At 60.1% G+C, this 21004-nt stretch carries 12 protein-coding genes and 2 pseudogenes; 10 read left to right on the plus strand and 4 right to left on the minus strand.

What is annotated here, in order from left to right; genetic code table 11:
* Positions 1-3 precede the first annotated feature (3 nt).
* The 5 genes and pseudogenes from OGM67_12570 (at position 4) to nagA (ending at position 5490) form a co-directional block, all read left to right on the plus strand.
* Positions 4-1260 (plus strand): annotated as a pseudogene (locus OGM67_12570) (FAD-dependent oxidoreductase).
* 2 nt (positions 1261-1262) lie between these two features.
* A pseudogene (locus tag OGM67_12575) lies at positions 1263-1629 on the plus strand (DUF1667 domain-containing protein).
* A 304-nt stretch (positions 1630-1933) separates the two neighbouring features.
* Positions 1934-3409, plus strand: coding sequence for a PTS transporter subunit EIIC (locus OGM67_12580; GenBank protein ID UYJ34387.1), 1476 nt, complete (start codon positions 1934-1936; stop codon positions 3407-3409).
* Positions 3410-3614: 205 nt separating this feature from the next.
* On the plus strand, positions 3615-4343 hold the full coding sequence (nagB, locus tag OGM67_12585) for a glucosamine-6-phosphate deaminase (protein ID UYJ34388.1): 729 nt from the start codon (positions 3615-3617) through the stop codon (positions 4341-4343).
* Between the two features lie 19 nt (positions 4344-4362).
* Positions 4363-5490, plus strand: coding sequence for an N-acetylglucosamine-6-phosphate deacetylase (nagA, locus tag OGM67_12590; GenBank protein ID UYJ34389.1), 1128 nt, complete (start codon positions 4363-4365; stop codon positions 5488-5490).
* 751 nt (positions 5491-6241) lie between these two features.
* Here the strand turns inward: nagA and OGM67_12595 are convergent.
* The gene (locus OGM67_12595; GenBank protein ID UYJ34390.1) at positions 6242-7576 is read right to left on the minus strand and encodes a sodium:alanine symporter family protein; all 1335 of its coding nucleotides are present in this window, start codon (positions 7574-7576) and stop codon (positions 6242-6244) included.
* 225 nt (positions 7577-7801) lie between these two features.
* Between OGM67_12595 and OGM67_12600 the strand changes: the two genes are divergently transcribed.
* Complete coding sequence (locus OGM67_12600) at positions 7802-9028, plus strand: hypothetical protein (GenBank protein ID UYJ34391.1); 1227 nt, start codon at positions 7802-7804, stop codon at positions 9026-9028.
* A 299-nt stretch (positions 9029-9327) separates the two neighbouring features.
* On the opposite strand, the gene typA is transcribed toward OGM67_12600, so the two are convergent.
* Positions 9328-11157: a translational GTPase TypA gene (gene typA / locus OGM67_12605; GenBank protein ID UYJ34392.1), complete on the minus strand. Its 1830-nt coding sequence runs from the start codon at positions 11155-11157 to the stop codon at positions 9328-9330.
* A gap of 273 nt (positions 11158-11430) precedes the next feature.
* On the opposite strand from typA, the gene OGM67_12610 reads away from it, so the two are divergent.
* Positions 11431-13086 (plus strand): putative manganese-dependent inorganic diphosphatase, encoded by a 1656-nt coding sequence (locus OGM67_12610; protein UYJ34393.1) that lies wholly within the window; start codon positions 11431-11433, stop codon positions 13084-13086.
* 663 nt (positions 13087-13749) lie between these two features.
* On the opposite strand, the gene OGM67_12615 is transcribed toward OGM67_12610, so the two are convergent.
* Both OGM67_12615 and OGM67_12620 read right to left on the minus strand, forming a co-directional pair.
* A complete protein-coding gene (locus tag OGM67_12615) occupies positions 13750-14748 on the minus strand; it encodes an acyltransferase (GenBank protein UYJ34394.1) in 999 nt (332 codons plus the stop codon).
* A 1-nt stretch (position 14749) separates the two neighbouring features.
* Positions 14750-15229 carry a small multi-drug export protein gene (locus OGM67_12620; protein ID UYJ34395.1) on the minus strand — a complete coding sequence of 160 codons (480 nt, stop codon included), beginning with the start codon at positions 15227-15229 and terminating at the stop codon, positions 14750-14752.
* Positions 15230-15652: 423 nt separating this feature from the next.
* Here OGM67_12620 and eno point away from each other — a divergent pair, with 423 nt between their 5' ends.
* The 3 genes from eno (at position 15653) to pflA (ending at position 20514) form a co-directional block, all read left to right on the plus strand.
* Complete coding sequence (gene eno, locus OGM67_12625) at positions 15653-16948, plus strand: phosphopyruvate hydratase (GenBank protein UYJ34396.1); 1296 nt, start codon at positions 15653-15655, stop codon at positions 16946-16948.
* A 222-nt stretch (positions 16949-17170) separates the two neighbouring features.
* Entirely contained in the window at positions 17171-19423 is a 2253-nt protein-coding gene (pflB, locus tag OGM67_12630; protein UYJ34397.1) for a formate C-acetyltransferase, read from the plus strand.
* 329 nt (positions 19424-19752) lie between these two features.
* Positions 19753-20514 carry a pyruvate formate-lyase-activating protein gene (gene pflA, locus OGM67_12635; GenBank protein UYJ34398.1) on the plus strand — a complete coding sequence of 254 codons (762 nt, stop codon included), beginning with the start codon at positions 19753-19755 and terminating at the stop codon, positions 20512-20514.
* Positions 20515-21004 lie beyond the last annotated feature (490 nt).

Raw genomic sequence — 21004 nt, forward strand, 5'->3', positions numbered from 1 at the left:
TCAATGAAAAATGTTGATTTGGTCATCATCGGCGGCGGCCCGGCAGGGCTTGCGGCGGCGGTGGCGGCCCGCAAGGGCGGTGTGCAGGATATCCTGATCCTTGAGCGCGACAGCGAGTTGGGCGGTATCCTCAACCAATGCACTCCACAACGGCTTCGGCCTGCATACCTTTAAGGAGGAACTGACCGGCCCCGAGTATGCGGCCCGGTTTATCGAGCAGGTCGAGGCGCTTGGCATTGCCTACAAGCTCAATACCATGGTGCTGGATCTGGCGGCGAACAAGACCGTGACCGCCATGAATAAGACGGACGGGCTGTTCCAGCTGCACCCCAAGGCGGTCATTCTGGCAATGGGCTGCCGGGAGCGGCCGCGCGGCGCGCTGAACATCCCCGGCTACCGCCCGGCGGGTATCTTTACCGCAGGCACGGCCCAGCGGCTTGTCAACATGGAGGGTTACCTGCCCGGGCGGCGGGGTGGTCATTCTCGGCTCGGGCGACATCGGCCTGATCATGGCGCGGCGGATGACGCTGGAGGGCGCCAAGGTGCTGTGCGTGGCCGAGCTGATGCCCTATTCCGGCGGCCTGAAACGCAATATTGTACAGTGCCTTGATGATTTCGGCATCCCACTGCGGCTGAGCCATACGGTCGTGGACATTCAGGGCAAGGAGCGTGTGACCGGCATTACGCTGGCCCGCGTGGAAAACGGCAAGCCCGTCCCCGGCACGGAGGAGCATTACGACTGCGATACGCTGCTGCTCTCCTGCGGGCTGCTGCCCGAGAACGAGCTGAGCCGCGCGGCAGGCGTGGCGCTCAGCCCGGTCACCGGCGGCCCGGCGGTCAATGAGAGCCTTGAAACGAACCTTCCCGGCGTGTTTGCGGCGGGCAATGTGCTGCCATGTGCATGATCTGGTCGATTATGTCTCCGAGGAGGCTGCGGCAGCCGGCGCGCACGCTGCCGACTTCATCCGCAGCGGCGAGCAGCCCGGCGGGACGGTGCTGCCCGTGCGGTGCGAAAACGGCGTGCGGTACACGGTGCCCACGACCATCCGCCCCGGCCTGCGCAGGGATACCGTGACGCTGCGCTTCCGGGTGGGCAATGTCTACAAAAACAAGAAAATCGCGGTGTATCGCGGTGATACCTGCATCTACAGCCGCAAGCGGCCCGTGCTGGCCCCCGGCGAGATGGAGACCGTCCGCCTAAAGGCCGAGCTGCTGCAGGGCCCGGGCGAAGCCGTGACCGTAACTTTGGAGGAGGGCTGACGATGGAAAAGCGTGAATTGACCTGCATCGGCTGTCCTATGGGCTGCCCCCTGACCGTAGAGCTGGAAAACGGCGCGGTCACGGCGGTGTACGGCAACACCTGCCCGCGCGGCGATGCCTACGCCCGCAAGGGAGGTGACCGCACCGACCCGCATTGTGACGACAACGGTGCGGGTGACCGGCGGCGTACTGGCCGCTGTGAGCTGTAAGACGCAGACGGACATTCCCAAGGACAAGATCTTTGCCGTGGTGCGGGCGCTCAAGACTGTGACCGTGGCCGCCCCGGTGACCATCGGGCAGGTCGTGCTGCCCAACGCCGCCGACACCGGCGTGGATGTGATCGCCACAAAAAATGTGGCAGTAAAGTAAGCGGAGAAGCCCCCTCTGTCAGGGGGCTTCTTTCATTCCGGTGCTCACAGTCGCTGTGTTATGAAAATAACTTTCCCGAAAAGGTTAAATATTTCAAGAATTTTGGGCAAAAATCAACGGTGTGTTTGAATAATGCACAAAAAAACTGTCGTTTTTTCGGCTTTTCGACAATTCTGCTAAAAATACTTTCTTTTTTATGAAGAATATGTTAATATCTAATTAACAAAGTGCTTCGGCTGCAGAACCAGACAGCCCCGGCACCGAGTTGGGAGAAACCCACTCAAAAATTTGGAGGAATGCTTTTATGATGAAGTATCTGCAGAAGCTCGGCAAAGCTCTTATGCTTCCCGTTGCTGCGCTGCCCGTCTGTGGTATCCTGATGGGCATCGGTTACGCTTTCGCTCCCGCTGTTATGGGTGCTGAGGGCGCAACTTCCGGTTTCGCTTACACTCTCGGTTTCCTGCTGATCAAGGCCGGCGGCGCCCTGATCGACAACATGGCATGGCTGTTCGCCATCGGCGCTGCTGTGGGTCTGTCTGACGACCACGACGGCACTGCCGGTCTGGCCGGTCTGGTCAGCTTCCTGATGATGCAGCAGCTGCTCAGCCCCGGCGTTGTCGGCGCTGTCCGCACGCTGGAGGAAGGCACCGTCGATTACATTGCTTTCAGCAAGATCGCCGGCAACTCCTTCATCGGCATCCTGGCCGCCATCATCGGTGCTGCCTGCTACAACAAGTTCAAGAATACCCAGCTGCCTGACTGGCTGGCATTCTTCAGCGGCAAGCGCAGCGTTGCTATCGTGACCGCGGTTGTTTCTATCGTGGTTTCCGTTGTTCTGCTGTTTGTCTGGCCCATCATCTTCGGCGTTCTGGTTGCCCTCGGCAACGGCATTGCCAAGATGAGCGGCATCGGCGCCGGCATCTACGCTTTCCTGAACCGTCTGCTGATCCCCACCGGCCTGCATCACGCTCTGAACAACGTGTTCTGGTTCGACACCATCGGTCTGGGCGATCTGAAGCACTTCTGGGCTGGCGATGTCACCGGTCAGAATGGTGTTAATTGGGACCTCGGCATGTACATGTCCGGCTTCTTCCCCTGCATGATGTTCGGTATCCCCGGTGCTGCTCTGGCCATGGTCCAGACTGCCAAGAACAAGAAGGCTGCTATCGGTCTGGTTGTTTCCGCTGCTATCTGCGCCTTCGTCTGCGGCGTTACCGAGCCGTTCGAGTTCGGCTTCATGTTCCTCTGCTTCCCCCTGTATGTTGTCTATGCTGCTCTGTACGGCATCTTCACCATCATTACCTACTACACCGGCTTCCGCGCAGGCTTCTGCTTCTCCGCTGGTGCTACCGACCTGATCTTCTCCGCCAGCCTGCCTGCTGCTGCTAAGACTTGGATGATCATTCCTCTGGGCATCGCTGCCTTCGTCGTGTTCTACCTCGTCTTTAAGTTCGCCATCACCAAGTTCGACCTGAAGACCCCCGGCCGTGAGGATGAGGATGCTGAGGCTGCTGAGGCCAACATCACCCTCGCCAACAACGACTTCACCGCCATCGCCTCCGGCGTTCTGGCTGCTGTCGGCGGCAAGGACAATGTTGCCAACGTTGACTACTGCGCCACTCGTCTGCGCTTCGAGGTCAAGGACAGCACTGGTGTCAACGAGAAGGCCGTCAAGGCTGCTGGTGCTGCCGGCGTTATCCGCCCCAGCAAGACCGCTTGCCAGGTCGTTATCGGCCCCAAGGTTCAGTTTGTCTATGACGAGCTGAAGAAGATGCTGTAATTTCTGACATCTTTCGGTAAAGGTCTGGTTCCCTTTATCAAATCCGCCGTGGGCGGGCCTACGCCCGCCCACGGCCTTTTGTTTGGAAACGAAATTTTGGTATAAAATTTAAATTTAGGTCATGGTATATCATGGCGCAGCGTGGTATAATGCAAATAAGAATAACGGAGCGCGCCCGCTCCGAAATATCAGGAGGTATTTTCTTATGAAGATCATCCGTGCTAAGGATTATTACGACATGTCCCGCAAGGCCGCCAACATCATCTCGGCGCAGGTCATCATGAAGCCCAACTGCGTGCTGGGTCTGGCCACCGGCGGTACCCCCGTGGGCACCTACAAGCAGCTGGTCGAGTGGTACAACAAGGGCGATATCGACTTCTCCGAGGTCACGACCGTCAATCTGGACGAGTACCGCGGCCTGCCGAAGGAGCACCCCGAGAGCTATTGGAGCTTCATGCACCGCAACCTGTTTGACCATGTGAACATCCGCCCCGAGGCCATCAACCTGCCCGATGGCACGAACCTCGACGCTGCGGCCGAGTGCGCCCGCTATGACGCCATCATCCACAGTGTCGGCGGCGTTGACCTGCAGCTGCTGGGCATCGGCAACGACGGCCACATCGGCTTCAACGAGCCGAACGAGGCTTTCGAGCTGGGCACCCACTGCGTTGACCTGAAAGAGGAGACCATTGAGGCCAACAAGCGCTTCTTTGACGGCAACGCCGATCTGGTCCCCAAGCAGGCCTACACCATGGGCATCAAGACCATCATGCAGGCCCGCAAGGTCCTGATGGTCGCCAACGGCAAGGGCAAGGCCGACATCGTCAAGAAGGCATTCTTCGGCCCTGTCACGCCGGAGGTCCCCGCCAGCATCCTGCAGATGCACCCCGACTTCATTCTGGTTGGTGACGAGGAAGCCCTGAGCGAGATCTGATCAGCGGAGGAATACTGCTATGATCATCAAAAATGCAAAAGTTTACAGCGACGGCTGCCGCTTTGTAGAAAAAGATCTTATCATCCGTGACGGCCGCATCGTCTTTGGCGCAGCCCCGCTGGAAGGGGAGGCAGTCATCGACGCGGACGGTGCCTACGCACTGCCGGGTCTGGTGGACATCCATTTCCACGGCGCGGTCGGCCATGATTTCTGTGACGCCGATGCGGCAGGCCTGCAGGCCATCGCGGATTTTGAGGCGAGCAAGGGCGTTCTGGCCATCTGCCCCGCCACGATGACCTTCAGCGAGGAGATCCTGAACGGCATCATGGATGTGGCCGCAGCGCACAGGAACGAGCGCGGCGCAGATCTGGTCGGCATCAATATGGAGGGTCCCTACATCAGCCCCCGCAAGGTCGGCGCCCAGAACCCCAAGTATGTCATGGGGGCGGACGCAGCCATGTTCCGCCGCCTGCAGGCGCGCAGCGGCGGGCTGATCAAGCTGGTCGATGTGGCGCCCGAGGAGCCGGGAAACCTCGACTTCATCAAGGAATGTCACGATGAGGTGCGCATTTCCATCGCGCACACCTGCACCGACTATGAGACAGCCAAGGCTGCCTTTGCCGCCGGTGCCACCCACATGACCCACCTGTACAACGCGATGCCCGGCATCACCCACCGTGAGCCTGGCCCCATCATCGCCGCGCTGGAGGAGGGTGCCGAGGTCGAGCTGATCACCGACAATGTACACATCCACCCCGCCATGGTGCGGTTCACCTTCAACACCTTTGGCGATGACCATGTGATTCTGATCGCCGACAGTATGATGGCCTGCGGCCTGCCGGACGGCGAGTACAGTCTGGGCGGTCAGGCCGTCACGGTGCGCGGACCCCGCGCCACCCTGACCGAGCAGCCCGGCACGATTGCCGGCAGCGCGACCTGCCTGTTTGACTGCATGAAGCGCGCCGTTCTGGAGATGGGCGTGCCCCTTGTAAGCGCCGTCCGCGCCGCCACCCTGAACCCGGCGCGCAGTATCGGTGTCGATGCCGACTACGGCAGCCTTGACGCCGGCCGTTACGGCAATGTCGTGCTGGTCAATGACAAGCTGGATATTGTCAAAGTGATCCGCCACGGAGAGGTTATCGGCTAAAGGATTAGCGGCAGCCTCCCGGAAACTCGCTTTCTTTTGGCAGCAAAAGAAAGCTTGCAAAGAAAACTGCCGCTGTTTCGACGCAGCGGACCCGCGACTTAGGGGCTGCACGCCCCTAAGAACCCCAATAAGGAAGTCGGAAGGCCCACAGGCTACGCGAACGCAGTATTACTGTTCGCGCTTAACGCCTGTGGGCCTTCCTCCACTTTTGAGTCGGGAGTTGCGGGGTTGCGAGCGCGGGGCCACAGTTGAGCGCAGCGAAACTGGGGAGCGAGCAATGTTTGCCCCTGCGGGGCAAACAACCGCACGAGCGGGCCAGCTTTGCTGGCTGGCGGCGCTCGTTGTGCGCCGCCAAGCGCCCCCGAACCCCCGCAGTGGGAATGGGATGTGCGTAGGGGCGGGGCTCTGCTCCGCCCGCGCCGTCAGGAGAGGGCTGCCGCCCTCCCTTGCCCCTCTCGTCCACAAGCCGTTTACGGCAGTCCGTAGGGGCCGGGCATGCCCGGCCCTCCACCTTGCCATTACCACCCCGTATCCTTTGCATCGTAGGGAGGGGTCTTGACCCCTCCGCGGGGCGTTGGGGACGCCGCCCCCTACAGCGGCAAACCACAGGGCTTCGCATAACCGCCCTGCGCCCCCAAACAAAAATATCCTGCCCGCGACCTCTCGCAGACAGGATATTTTTGTATCATTTTAAAATTCTTTTCGGATCCTTTTCTTCTAAGAAAAGGAACAACCCCCGCTCATGTAAAAATCACTTCCGGTCAATCGCCACAACCACGCCGGACAGTGCCAGCAGCGCCAGCAGGTTCGGGATCGCCATCAGGCCGTTGAACAGGTCGGCCAGCGCCCAGACAAGATCGACCTTCAAGGTCGAGCCGACCAGAATAAACGCGACCACAATGACGCTGTACACAGGCAGCAGCTTCTCGCCAAACAGCGCCTTAAAATTCGACTGGCCGAAGAAATACCAGCCGATGATCGTGGAAAAAGCGAAGAAGAACATGCACACCGCGATGAACACCGGCCCAAACCCGCCGAATGCCTGGCTGAACGCAGCCTGCGTCAGCGCCGTGCCGGTCAGACCCTGCGGCACCAGCCCGGAGGTGATCAGCACCAGACCGGTCAGCGTCAGAACCACAAAGGTGTCGATGAACACACCCAGAATCGCCACGGCACCCTGATCCTGCGGACGCTTGACCTTGGCCAGCGCGTGGGCATGCGGCGTGGAGCCAAGGCCCGCCTCGTTGGAGAACAACCCGCGCGCTACGCCAAAGCGCATGGCCTGCTGCACGGTCACACCCGCGATGCCGCCCGCCATGGCCTGCGGCTCAAACGCCAGCACAAACACCTGCGCCAGCGCGCCGGGCAGCGCCTTGGCGTTGATGACCAGAATGGCGATGCAGCCCAAAATGTAAAATGCCGCCATGACCGGCACAACCTTTTCCGTTACAGCGGCGATTCTCTGCACGCCGCCCAGAAAGATGAACGCCGCAATGGCTGCCACGATGACGCCAACCACCAGCCGGTTTACACCGAATGCGTTGTGGAACGCATCGCCGATCGAGTTGGACTGCACCATGTTGCCCATAAAGCCCAGCGCCAGAATAATAAGCACCGAAAAGACGGTTGCCAGCACCTTGCCGCCCTTGCCCTTGAACGCGGCGCGGATATAAAACGCCGGGCCGCCGGTCACATGGCCGTTCACCGTGGTACGGTAGTGCTGCGCCAGCACGGCCTCTGCATAGATGGTGGCCATGCCGAAAAACGCCGACACCCATGTCCAGAACAGCGCGCCCGGGCCGCCGCTGACCAGTGCGGTGGCGCAGCCCGTAATGTTGCCGGTGCCAACCTGCGCCGCAATGGCGGTCGTCAGCGCCTGAAAGCTGCTCATGCCCTCGGCGTCAGCCTTTTTGCCGCGCAGCGTAAAGCCGCCGAACACCCGATGAACCCCCTCGCCAAAGCGGCGCACCTGCACGCCGCGCAGCCGCACGGTAAAATAGAGGCCCGTGCCAACCAACAAAAACAACAGCAGCGAGTTCCACAGAACATCGCTGAACTGCTCGATCCATGCCGTAAATACTGCCATGTTTTCCCCCTGTTATTACACCATTTTACTTTCCGTGCCACCGCCGCCGCAGGGCGAGTGACTTAATAACTATACAATGATTTGCGTATAAAGTCAAGTGTATTTGCTTCGCGTACAACTTGGCAGCCTGAGGCATAAAAAATATTTTGCAGATCCTCCTCCGTGTAACATCGGGGACACAACTGCATGGTACACTGGCCGCAAACAGGAAAGGAGAAATGCTCCATGAAAAAGTATCTGCCCTTGCTTGCAGCCGCCTTGGCCCTGACCGCCTGCAGCGCTGCGCCTGAATCTACCCCCGCACCGATGCAGACACCTGCTGCAGAGAACGCTACCGGCGAGGAAAGCGCAGCAGCGTTCCCCATTGGGGAACTGCGCGCATATAACGACTGGATGCACTGCACAGACACAGCCTATTACACGCTGTATAGCCAAGAGGGCACAACAAATATTGTAGGGCTGAAGTTGGACTATGCCAACGGTGTGCAGACCAAGGTAATGTCGCTTGATTTAGCCAACGATGCTTTGTACTCCGATTGGTTTGTCACAAATGATAATGTGGTTCGCGTATTTTTAGCAGACGAGGACGGATCGGAGTTTCGTTTTAAAAGCTTTTACCCGGATGGCCGCAGTGAAGAACGGACTGCCAGTCAGGAAATTACGCCAGTTATTTATGACGAGTACGCGGCCTATGTCCTGCGCGACAAGTATGTCGCCAGACTGGACTGGCAGACCGGGGAGGTTACGACATGGAGCGCATCTATCCCGCAGATAAGCGAGATACTTGGCGTTGCGCACAACAAGGTAGTGCTGACCCGCATTGTATCCGATATGCCGCTGCCTACAGACAATGAAATGTGTGAGGCTGTGCTTCAAAACTCCCTGATGGAATACGATCTATACGATGTATCGTCTAATACATTGGAAAAACTATTTGATGAGCCGTACTACCCGGAGGGAGGCGGCAGCCGGAAATCCTACTTGGGATACCGTGGTGATATGCTGTACTTTGACCAGTCGAGACCGGATGGCGATGACATCACAAAGGTTTTGTGGGGGTACGACTGTTCGGCGGGGACATTGCAGGAGTTATACGCAGAGAAATCGACCGGATGTATGGGCGGCTATAGCACCCCACAGGGATTTACACGCAGTGGGCAGCTGGAGTTTTTGTTTCTGCAAAGCACATCAGACACGCTGCATATTTACAAAACAGCCAACGGACAGGTGTACAAGGTGCCCTACCACGACCCGACTTTGGATGCGGCCTACGGCAATGCCGAAAATTACGGCCGCCCCATTGCCCTGACCGGCGATGGTCGGGTGCTTGTAACGGATGGTTATGTCCAGCGGGACGGTTACCCGGCAGATGCCTACGGCCTGATCGACCTTGACGCCTACCTCTCCGGCAGCACCGACTATACCCCGGTACAGATGTGGCAGGATCAGTAGGGGTGCGGCGTTCCCTACCTACAGATGAACCGCAAAAGGGATGCGCCGTCAGGCTGCGGGCCGGGCATGCCCGGCCCCTACAAGCAGGCGGAAGGTTTATGGCAACGATTGTAGGGGGCGGCGTCCTCGACGCCCCGCAGGTCAGCAGCCCTTCCCGGGTCATGTGTAGGGCGGCCAGCCCTCTGGCCGCCGCGGCCGTTTGCGGCGGCGGAAGGTACCCGGGAGGGATAAATCCCTCCCCTACAAACAAAAAAGCAAGAGCCGCTCCACTCGGGGCGGCTCTTGCTGTATGGATAAAATTACTTATTCTTTTTGCTGGCGGCCTTCATGCGCAGGTCGTGGTCCAGAATGCGCTTGCGGATGCGCAGGTTCTCGGGGGTGACCTCAAGCAGCTCATCGGGAGCCAGGAACTCAAGGCAGCCCTCAAGGCTGAACTTGGAAACGGGCACCAGACGCAGGGCGTCGTCACTGCCGGAGGCGCGGGTGTTGGTCAGGTGCTTGGTCTTGCAGACATTGACGGTGATGTCCTCGCCGGTCGGGGTGTAGCCCACGACCTCGCCTGCGTAAACCTTCTCGCCGGCGTTGACGATCAGGGTGCCGCGCTGCTGGGCGTTGAACAGGCCGTAGGTGACGGCATCGCCGGTCTCAAAGCTGATCAGGGAGCCGGTGGAGCGGGTCTGGATGTCGCCGCACCATTCCTCGTAGCCGTCAAAAATCGTGTTCATGATGCCTTCACCGTGGGTGTCGGTCAGGAACTGGCTGCGATAGCCGAACAGGCCGCGGCTGGGCATACGGAACTCGATGCGGGAACGGCTGTTCATCATCTGCATGTTCATCAGGATGGCCTTGCGGGCGCCCAGTGCGGTCATGACATTGCCCTGATAGATCTCGGGCACATCAATCACAACGCGCTCCATAGGCTCCATGACCTTGCCGTTCTCCTCATGAGTCAGAACATGCGGGGGGCTGACCTGCAGCTCATAGCCTTCGCGGCGCATCGTCTCGATCAGGATGGACAGGTGCATCTCGCCGCGGCCCATGACGCGGAAGGAATCGTTCGTGGCGGAATCCTCCACCTTCAGGGCAACATCCTTCAGCAGCTCGCGCATCAGGCGGTCACGGATCTGGCGGGAGGTGACATACTTGCCCTCCTTGCCGGCAAACGGGGAATCGTTGACCGAGAAGGTCATCTCGACCGTGGGGTCGTTGATCTTGACGAAGGGCAGGGGCTGCACCTTGCTGGGGTCGCAGATCGTGTTGCCGATGGAAATATCGGGCAGACCAGCAAACGCAACAATATCGCCGGCCTGTGCGCTCTCGATCGGCTCACGGCCGTTGGCCTTGAAGTCGAACAGCTTGGTGATGCGGCCGCTCATATGCACATCGGGGTTGTGCCAGTCGCAGACCTGAATCGGGCTGCCGACCTTGATGACGCCGTTCTGCACGCGGCCGACGCCCATGCGGCCGACAAAGTCGTTGTAGTCAACGCTGGAAACCAGCATCTGCAGCGGCTCATCAGGCTCGCCCTCGGGGGCCTTGACATACTTCAGGATCGTGTCGAACAGGGGCTTCAGGTCGGTGCCTGCGCTGGGATCGGTCCAGTCGTAGCTGGCGGTGCCGTTGCGGCCGGAGCAGAACACCATCGGGCTGTCCAGCTGCTCATCGGTGGCGCCAAGATCCATCAGCAGCTCAAGGATCTCGTCAATGACCTCGGCAATGCGGGCATCAGGACGGTCGATCTTGTTGACGGCGATGACCAGAGACAGGTTCTGCTGCAGCGCCTTCTGCAGAACAAAACGGGTCTGGGGCATGCAGCCCTCGGCTGCATCGACCAGCAGCAGAACGCCGTTGACCATCTTCAGAACGCGCTCGACCTCGCCGCCGAAGTCGGCGTGGCCCGGAGTATCAACGATGTTGATCTTGACGCCCTCGTACTCGCAGGAGCAGTTCTTGGCCAGAATGGTGATGCCGCGCTCACGCTCAATATCGCCGGAGTCCATGACGCGCTCGGCCACCTGCTGGTTGGCACGGAAAGCGCCGGACTGCTTCAGCATCTGGTCGACCAGCGTGGTCTTGCCGTGGTCAACGTGAGCAATGATCGCAACATTGCGGAGATTTTCCTGAATCATATACGTTCCCTCTCAAAAATGAAAATGCCGATAGACTGATATTTGCAGGGGCAAAGCCCCAATATCCACATACTATTTTATAATACGCTATAATGTCTTATTTGTCAAGAATCGCAAAAAGCAAAAATGTGTGCTATAATAATCAATATTATAGGCAGGCTGTCCAAGAATACGCTTGTAGGGGCGCATTCCATATGCGCCCGCGGGCGGAGCAGAGCCCCGCCCCTACGAACAGCCTGGGGATAAGAGGGGCAATAAGAGAGGAACACACCTATGGCAAACGCGACCCGCCACATCAATATCATCGGCCACCAGAACCCGGATACGGACTCGATCTGCTCCGCACTGGCGTATGCATGGCTGAAAAACCGCGGCAGCCTCAACGGTCTGTATGAGGCCCGCCGCGCCGGGCATGTAAACCGTGAAACGCGGTTTGTCCTGCAGCATTTCGGCATCGAGGCACCTCGCCTCTGCACCGATGTCAGCCCGCAGATCAAGGACATCGACATCCGCAAGCAGGCCGGCATTGACGGCGAGATGAGCGTGCGCGCCGCATGGAACCTGATGCGCGATGTCGAGATCGACACGCTCTGCATCGTGGACAGCGACAACGAGCTGCAGGGCCTGATCACGATCAAGGATATTGCCGATGCGAACATGGACCTGTTCGACACGGCAGTGCTGGCCGCGGCCAACACCCGCTGCACGAACCTGCTGGAAACGCTGGAGGCTGAGCTGGTGGTCGGCAGCGCCGACGCCCACATTGACAGCGGCAATATCTGCATCGGCACCAGCCCGGAAATCATGGAGGAGCTGGTCAAGCCCGGGGACATTGTGCTTGTTTCCAACCGGTACGAGACCCAGATGTGCGCCATCGACTGCGGCGCGCAGGCCATCGTAGTCTGCTGCGGCTCTGCGGTGCCGCGCACCATCATTGCCCGCGCGCAGGAGAAGGGCTGCGCGGTGCTGGCAACCCCCTACAACACCTACGCCGCCGCGCGGCTCATCTCGACCGCAGCGCCGGTGCGCCACTTTATGCGCACGAAGGAGCTGCTGAAATTCAGCGTCAATACGCCGATTGAGGACGCGCAGAAGGTCATGGCGAGTGTCCGCCACCGCTATTTCCCGATTCTGGACGAGAACGGCAAATACTGCGGTGTCGTCAGCCGCCGTAACCTGTTGAACCTCCACCGCAAGCAGCTGATTCTGGTCGATCACAACGAGCGCACCCAGGCCGTGGATGGTCTGGACGAGGCGGAGATTCTGGAGATCATCGACCACCACCGCATCGGCAATCTGGAAACGACCGGCCCGGTGTATTTCCGCAATGTGCCGGTGGGCTGCACGGCCACGATTTTGTATCAGATGTATCAGGAGCAGGGCATGACCCCCAGCCGCGAGATCGCGGGCCTGCTTTTGTCGGCAATTCTGTCCGATACGCTGGTGTTCCGGTCCCCGACCTCCACCCCGCAGGACGAAGCCGCCGCTAAGGCGCTGGCCGCGCTGGCAGGCGAGGACATCCCGACATATGCCGAGCAGATGTTTGAGGCCGGCGCCGACCTGACCGGCCGCACGGCGGAGGATGTATTCAGCTCGGACTTCAAGGCATTCAGCCGCGGCGATGTCAAGTTCGGTGTCGGGCAGTCCACCTACATGACCGACAAGTCCCGCGCCGCCGCCGAGGCGCTTGTGGAGCCGTATCTGCCCGAGGCGAGCCGCCGCGAGGGGCTGCCGCTGATCTTCTACATGTTCACCGACATGAAGACCCAAAGCACCGACCTGATGTGCTACGGCCGCAACGCCGAGGAGATCATCCGCGATGCGTTCCATGTCGAGCCGGAGGGCAGCATGGCGCGCCTGCCCGGCGTTGTCAGCCGCAAAAAGCAGCTGATCCCCCCGCTGCTGGCGGCGCTGCAGGCCCGGCAGTGACCGATTAACGGCAGCCTCCCGGGAGGTCGCTTTCTTTTGACAGCAAAAGAAAGCTTGCAAAGAAAACTGCCGCTGTTTCGACGCAGCGGACCCGCGACCTAGGGGCTGCACGCCCCTAGGAACCCCAAAGAGGAAGTCGGAAGCTTCGGCGGCTAAACGGACGCAGTATTACTGTCCGTTCTTAACGCCCCCGCCCCTTCCTCCACTTTAAATTCGGGTGTTCCCCCGAACCCCCCGCAGGGATAAACTTCTTATCGCCCTGTAGGGGCCGGGCATGCCCGGCCCGCAGCCTTGCGTCAGCTCCCGGTTTCGCTTTGTGCCCCCTTGTATGTTACATCGTAGGGAGGGGTCTTGACCCCTCCGCTACCTTCCGTTAAATTGCCGTCAACGGTTCATCCGTAGGGGAGGGATTCATCCCTCCCGGGTCGTTCGCCTCGCCGCGCACCTCCGCGGGGCGTCGAGGACGCCGCCCCCTACATTCCATTGCCGTAAACCTTCCGGCCGCCCTGTAGGGGCCGGGCATGCCCGGCCCGCAGCTTACCGCTAAATCCCTTTTATGGTTCAATCCGTAGGGGAGGGATTCATTCCTCACACACACCTTCCCATCACCACCCATTACACAAAAAAGGACGCACAACCGTAAAGGTCATGCGTCCTTTATTTTTATGCCAGCTTTTTTATGGCCTTGCCAAGCGGACGGCTTACCGCTGTCAGCACGGCGGCAAGCGCAAAGCTGGCCGCCAGATACACCGGGAACATCCCGGCCAGCGGCAAATTGAACCGCGCCACGAACCGCAGGAACACCAGTGTCAGCAAGACATGATGAACCAGATACACCCCGTAGCACCAGCCTGCCAGCCGCCGCAGGGCGGGACAGAACCGCGCAGGCATCCGCTGCCCGGCGGCGTATACCGCCCAGAACAGCACCGCCGCCACCGCCAGCAGTACGGCAAGCCGCGGCACGGCCGTCACCCGGAGCAGCGGCAGCGTCAGCAGCCCGGCGGCCAGCCATTTCGGCGGTGCAGCGTCTTTTTGCAAAAAGCTGCCGAACCACACCCCCAGCGCAAACGCCGGCAGGCGGCCCAGCACGGTGTGCCCGGCCTCCCACGGGGCGGGGCAGATGAGCGGCCAGACAACGGCCAGCGCTGCCATGCAGACGGCCAGCCCCCTGCGGCGCAGCTGCGTCTCCATACACCACAACAGCAGCGGGAACACGAGATACAAAATCAGGATAACGCCCAAAAACCACTCACCAATTTTGTAGAAGGTGACAGTCACGGGGGTCAGGTAGCCGTCCAGCCCCAGCAGCGAGAAGATGACCCGCCAGCGCGGGATGTCGGCGTTGTTGCCGTGCAGCACCTCGCCGTAGAGGAACAGCGCCGCAAAGCCCAGCCAAAACGCCGGGTAGGTGGCGGCGGCACGGCCCGCAAGATAGCGCCGCAGGGCAAACCGCCCCTGCCATTGCAGGCAGAGCGCCGCGCCCGAAAGCAGAAAGAACCACGCCAGCCCCAGCTCCACCCAGTCGGCCATGCCCCGGCTGATCAGCGCCGTGGGCACTGCAAAGCCAAGGCGCGCGGCCTCGATGCAATAGTGATAGCACAGCACCGGCAGCAGCGCCGCCAGACGAACTACATCCAGGCCGGGCCGATAATGCATGGGCATCTCAGGCAGCGACAGCGCCGAAGGCGGATACACCCAGCACACTCAGCGCGCCCATGATGCAGCCTGCCAGCAGTACGCCGCCCATGCAGGCGCGGACGCTGGACTTGAAGTCCATGTCAAGCAGGCTGGCGGCCAGTGTGCCGGTCCATGCACCTGTGCCGGGCAGCGGAATGCCGACAAACAGCAGCAGCGCCCACGGCAGGCCGCGGCCGGCCTTGGCCTTCAGCTTCTCGCCGCCCTTGTGGCCCTTCTCAAGGCAGAAGGTGAAAAACTTGCCGATGACCGGCTTATCCGCGCCCCACTCCAGCACCTTGCGTGCAAAGAAGAAGATGAACGGAACCGGGATCATGTTGCCGATGATGGCAATGATGTACACCTGCCACAGCGGCAGGCCCAGCCCCACGCCGACGGGGATCGCGCCGCGCAGCTCAATGATGGGAACCATCGAAATGAAGAAAACGCTCAGATACTTTGACAGCATTTGAAAACCTCGCTTAGTCGTTAAAACAATAGTACAGACAAAATTAATTATACAGGAGATTGCCGCCCCATGCAAGGGGGCGCAGTGTAAAATCGGCGGCAAAATCCCCCTGCGGTTTGGTGCAAACTGTGCAGTTTCAAATGGATTTGCAAAGAGGGGGCAGGCCGTAAGGTTTACTGCTGCCGCAAGCGGGCACGGCGGCCAGAGGGCTGGCCGCCCTACGCATGACCCGGGAAGGACTGCTGGCCTGCGGGGCGTAGGGGACGCCGCCCCCTACGGTGATGGCCCGCAGGGACGCCCCCTTGACAAAGGCGGTTAGTCTATGCTATCTTATAAGTGGTTAGAAAAAACTAACCAAATAGTATCGCAATGTCCCATTCCGGGCATACTGGAAAAGAGTATTCATAGAAAGGATTTTGCACCATGAGCTATCTTGAAATTGAAAAGGTCATTGGCCGTGAGATCATCGACTCCCGCGGCAACCCCACGGTGGAGGCCGAGGTCTGGCTGGCGGACGGCACCGTGGGCCGGGGCGCGGCCCCCAGCGGCGCATCCACCGGCGAGTTTGAGGCACTGGAGCTGCGCGACGGCGATAAAAGCCGCTTCGGCGGCAAGGGCGTCAGCAAGGCGGTGGAGAACATCAACACCGTCATCAACGCGGCGCTGGTCGGCCTTGATGCCGCCGACACCTACGCCGTGGATGCCGCCATGCTGCAGGCGGACGGCACAAAGGACAAGTCCAACCTCGGCGCAAACGCCATACTGGCGGTGTCCATCGCAGCGGCCCGCGCGGCGGCCGCCTCGCTTGAGCTGCCGCTCTACCGCTTTTTGGGCGGTGTGTCCGGCAACAAGCTGCCGGTGCCGATGATGAACATCCTGAACGGCGGCGCCCATGCCGCCAACACCGTGGATGTGCAGGAGTTCATGATCATGCCCGCTGGTGCGCCCAGCTTCCGCGAGGGGCTGCGCTGGTGTACCGAGGTGTTCCACGCGCTGCAGGCGCTGCTGAAGGAGAAGGGGCTTGCGACCTCTGTCGGTGATGAGGGCGGCTTTGCGCCCGACCTTGCCAGCGATGAGGAGGCCATTCAGTATATCCTTGCCGCCATCGAGAAGGCCGGCTACCAGCCCGGCAGGGATTTTGTGCTGGCCATGGACGCCGCGTCCAGCGAGTGGAAGGGCAGCAAAAAGGGCGAGTACAAGCTGCCCAAGTGCGGCAAGGTGTTCACCAGCGAGGAGCTGGTCGCACACTGGAAGCAGCTGGTCGAGAAGTACCCCATCTACTCCATCGAGGACGGTCTTGATGAGGAGGACTGGGAGGGCTGGCAGCAGATGACGAAGGAACTGGGCGGCAAGGTCCAGTTGGTCGGCGATGACCTGTTTGTCACCAACACCGAGCGTCTGGCCAAGGGCATTGGCTTGGGCTGCGGCAACTCGATCCTCATCAAGCTGAACCAGATCGGCTCTGTTTCCGAGACACTCGAGGCGATCAAGATGGCGCACAAGGCGGGCTACACCGCCATTGCGTCCCACCGCTCCGGCGAGACGGAGGACACCACGATCGCCGATCTGGCTGTGGCGCTGAACACCTGCCAGATCAAGACCGGCGCCCCCAGCCGCAGCGAGCGCGTTGCCAAATATAACCAGCTGCTCCGCATCGAGGAGGAACTCGGCCGCGCCGCGCAGTATCCGGGATTTGGGGCGTTTAACATCAAAAAGTAATAACAGGGAAAAATCTCCGGGCTCGACAAAAAGCGTGCGGTAGGGGCGGAGCAGAGCCACGCCCCTACGCATTTGTAGAAAAGATCGCGCGTTTTTGACGCAAGAAGATTTGTAAAATTTCTGTAATGTTGCCGAGACAACATACGAAAACCCTGATTTTCTGGTATAGTATCTTTGCCGGGTGGGAAAACCCGGCTGTCCATAACTTAAAAGAGGTGCATAATGACAGATTTCAAACAGTGGGAAGGCTTTGAAGGCCGCATTTGGAAAGAGGAAGTCAACACGCGTGACTTCATCCAGAAGAACTACACCCCTTATGACGGCGATGAGAGCTTCCTCGCCGGTCCGACTGACGCTACCAACAAGCTGTGGGGCGCTCTGCAGAAGCTGCAGAAGGCCGAGCGCGCCAAGGGCGGCGTTCTGGATATGGAGACCGAGGTCGTCTCCGGCCTGACCGCCTACGGCCCCGGCTACATCGACCCCGAGCTGAAGGACCTTGAAAAGGTCGTCGGCCTGCAGACCGACAAGCCGCTCAAGCGCGCCTTCATGCCCTACGGCGGCATCAAGATGGCGGAGCAGGCCTGCACGACCTACGGCTACCAGCCCAGCGAGAAGCTGCACGAGATTTTCACCAAATACTGCCGCACCCATAACCAGGCTGTGTTTGATGCCTACACCCCCGAGATGAAGAAGGCCCGCCACAGCCATATCGTCACCGGTCTGCCCGACACCTACGGCCGCGGCCGCATTGTCGGCGACTACCGCCGTGTGGCGCTGTACGGCATCGACTACCTCATCAAGGCCAAGCAGAATGACTTTGCCAACTGCGGTGACGGCACCATGACCGAGGAGGTCGTCCGCCAGCGCGAGGAGATCGCCATGCAGATCACGGCCCTCAAGGGCATGAAGGAGATGGCTGCCGCCTACGGCTTCGACATCTCCCAGCCTGCTGCCAACGCCAAGGAGGCTGTCCAGTGGCTCTACTTCGGCTATCTGGCCGCCATCAAGACCCAGAACGGCGCTGCCATGTCGGTTGGCCGCGTGTCCACCTTCCTTGACATTTATATCCAGCGTGACCTCGACAACGGCACTCTGACCGAGAGCGAGGCGCAGGAGCTGATCGACCATATGGTCATGAAGTTCCGCATGGTCAAGTTCGCCCGCATCCCCAGCTACAACCAGCTGTTCAGCGGCGACCCCGTCTGGGCGACCCTTGAGGTCGGCGGCATCGGCATGGACGGCCGCTCCATGGTCACCAAGAACGACTTCCGCTTCCTGCACACCCTCGAGAACATGGGCCCCGCCCCCGAGCCGAACATGACGGTGCTGTACTCCAGCGCCCTGCCCAAGACCTTCAAGGATTATGCGTCCAAGATCTCCATCGACACCTCCAGTGTCCAGTATGAGAACGATGATGTCATGAAGCCTGTCTGGGGCGATGACTACTCCATCTGCTGCTGCGTTTCCGCCACCCAGACCGGTAAGGAGATGCAGTTCTTCGGCGCGCGTGCCAACCTCGCCAAGTGCCTGCTCTACGCCATCAACGGCGGCGTGGATGAAAAGCTGGGCGAGCAGGTCGGCCCCGCTTACGCCCCCATCACCGCTGAGTACCTCGACTACAACGAGGTCATGGCCAAGTACGATGTCATGATGGACTGGCTGGCCGGGCTGTATGTCAACATCCTGAACCTGATCCAGTATATGCACGACAAGTACTACTATGAGGCTGCCGAGATGGCCCTGATCGACACCGAGGTCCGCCGCACCTTCGCTACCGGCATTGCCGGCTTCAGCCATGTGGTTGACTCCCTGTCCGCCATCAAGTACGCCAAGGTCAAGTGCATCCGCAATGAGCAGGGCCTTGTCACCGATTACGAGATCGAGGGCGAGTTCCCGAAGTACGGCAACGATGATGACCGCGCTGACGACATCGCCGTTGAGCTGCTGCGCAGCTTCCTCGAGAAGATCAAGCGCCGCCACACCTACCGCAACTCCGAGGCTACCACCTCGATCCTGACCATCACCTCCAATGTTGTCTACGGCAAGGCCACCGGCGCCATGCCGGACGGCCGCAAGGCGTACACTCCGTTTGCCCCCGGCGGCAACCCGAGCTACGGCGCCGAGACCCACGGTCTGCTGGCGTCCCTCAACTCCGTTGCCAAGCTGCCCTACCACTGGGCGCTGGACGGCATCTCCAACACCCAGACCATCAACCCCGATGCGCTGGGCCACAGCGAGGACGAGCGCGTGACCAACCTTGTGCAGGTTATGGACGGCTACTTTGACCAGGGTGCCCACCACCTGAACGTCAACGTCTTTGGCGTGGAAAAGCTGCTGGATGCCATGGAGCACCCCGAGAAGGAGGAGTACGCCAACTTCACCATCCGTGTCTCCGGCTACGCGGTCAAGTTCATCGACCTGACCAAGGAGCAGCAGCTGGATGTTATTGCGCGTACCTGCCATAAGGTCCTGTGATTTTCTAAGCTGAATAAGGCCCGCAGCCGCGGCTGCGGGCTTTTTTGTGGTATACTGTGTTATACCACCCGGTAGGGGCCGGGCATGCCCGGCCCGCAGGTTTGCGAAAGCTACCCGTTCACGTTTTACAGCACCCCTTTTCAAATTGCATTGTAGGGAGGGGTCTTGACCCCTCCGCGGCGGCCAGAGGGCTGGCCGCCCTACAAGCGCCCGCAAAAGGAATGCGTAGGGGAGGGATTTATCCCTCCCGGGACGTGTGCGGCAGCCGCGGGGCGTCGAGGACGCCGCCCCCTACCAATTCATTTTCCCAATAAACGGAGGCACACTTTATGTCCGAAACCTTAGGCTACATCCATTCTGTTGAGACCTTCGGCCTTGTCGATGGCCCCGGCGTGCGGTATATCATCTTTTTGCAGGGGTGTGCCATGCGCTGCCAATACTGCCATAACCCCGAGACGTGGGCCTTTACCAAAGATACCGCCAAGACCCCGCAGGAGGCCTTTACTGCCGCCTACCGCTACCGCAACTACTGGCGCAGCAACGGCGGCCTGACGATCAGCGGCGGCGAGCCGCTGCTGCAGATGGATTTTGTCAGCGAGGTGTTCCGGCTGGCACGCGCCAAAAAGGTGCAGACCGCGCTGGACACCAGCGCCCAGCCCTTTGCGCCCGACAACGCCGACTGGATGGCCCGCTTTGACCGCCTGCTGGAAAACACTGACCTCGTCATTCTGGATTTGAAAGAAATTGACGAGGAAAAGCACAAAAAGCTGACCGGCCACAGCAACAAAAATATTCTGGCGATGGCGCAGTATGTGGCGGCCAGGGGCGTGCATTTGTGGATACGCCATGTGCTGGTGCCCGGCCTGACCGATGACGCCGACGGCCTGCGCGCGCTGGATGCGTTTATCAAGACGCTGCCCACCGTGCGCCGGGTGGAGATTTTGCCCTACCACACGCTGGGGCTGTTCAAGTGGCAGAATCTGGGGATTCCCTATCCGCTGGACGGTGTGCGGGTGCCCACCGCCGAGGAGATCGCCGCAGCGGAGCAGCTGCTGCATGTCCGCGACTACCCCGATGCGCCCAAGGATTAAATTCTACAAAAATAGTGGGAATTATTTTTGGGAAAACGCTTGACATTACAGCTTTAGTATGGTAAAGTATATGCGTGGTTAGCAGCTACTAACCATAACCAACCTCGAGCCCGCCGGCTGTTTTGCCTCTCCGGCGCGGCTCCTGCCAATAACAGGCTGCGCCTCCGTTTCGGCGTTTTGCTCTGCGCCTTTTGCGGTCTGCTTATTGCGTTTCGCCCCATCGTTCTCTGCTCCGGACGATGGGGCTTTTTTTATTTGTGCGCCCCCTTATAAAAGGGATTTGTAGGGAGGGGTCTTGACCCCTCCGCGGGGCGTCGGGGACGCCGCCCCCTACAGTGGCGAACCGCGAACTTTCCCGCTATGGCAGACGCCCGCAAAAAGGTCATCCCTCCCGGGACTATTGCAACCCTGTAGGGGCCGGGCATGCCCGGCCCTCGGCCTGACGAAAGCGCCCGTCTGCGGGAACCACCCCGGGCGGATATAGAATCCG

The organism is Oscillospiraceae bacterium, assembly GCA_025757985.1.
GTDB lineage: Bacteria > Bacillota > Clostridia > Oscillospirales > Ruminococcaceae > Gemmiger.

What these genes read in the sequence shown, in the direction of transcription:
- OGM67_12580 (UYJ34387.1), top strand. Translation starts at nt 1,934, where the DNA reads ATGATGAAGTATCTGCAGAAGCTCGGCAAAGCTCTTATGCTTCCCGTT.
- nagA (UYJ34389.1), top strand. Translation starts at nt 4,363, where the DNA reads ATGATCATCAAAAATGCAAAAGTTTACAGCGACGGCTGCCGCTTTGTA.
- eno (UYJ34396.1), top strand. Translation starts at nt 15,653, where the DNA reads ATGAGCTATCTTGAAATTGAAAAGGTCATTGGCCGTGAGATCATCGAC.
- OGM67_12610 (UYJ34393.1), top strand. Translation starts at nt 11,431, where the DNA reads ATGGCAAACGCGACCCGCCACATCAATATCATCGGCCACCAGAACCCG.
- pflB (UYJ34397.1), top strand. Translation starts at nt 17,171, where the DNA reads ATGACAGATTTCAAACAGTGGGAAGGCTTTGAAGGCCGCATTTGGAAA.
- OGM67_12615 (UYJ34394.1), bottom strand. Translation starts at nt 14,748, where the DNA reads ATGCCCATGCATTATCGGCCCGGCCTGGATGTAGTTCGTCTGGCGGCG.
- OGM67_12595 (UYJ34390.1), bottom strand. Translation starts at nt 7,576, where the DNA reads ATGGCAGTATTTACGGCATGGATCGAGCAGTTCAGCGATGTTCTGTGG.
- OGM67_12620 (UYJ34395.1), bottom strand. Translation starts at nt 15,229, where the DNA reads ATGCTGTCAAAGTATCTGAGCGTTTTCTTCATTTCGATGGTTCCCATC.
- pflA (UYJ34398.1), top strand. Translation starts at nt 19,753, where the DNA reads ATGTCCGAAACCTTAGGCTACATCCATTCTGTTGAGACCTTCGGCCTT.
- OGM67_12600 (UYJ34391.1), top strand. Translation starts at nt 7,802, where the DNA reads ATGAAAAAGTATCTGCCCTTGCTTGCAGCCGCCTTGGCCCTGACCGCC.
- typA (UYJ34392.1), bottom strand. Translation starts at nt 11,157, where the DNA reads ATGATTCAGGAAAATCTCCGCAATGTTGCGATCATTGCTCACGTTGAC.
- nagB (UYJ34388.1), top strand. Translation starts at nt 3,615, where the DNA reads ATGAAGATCATCCGTGCTAAGGATTATTACGACATGTCCCGCAAGGCC.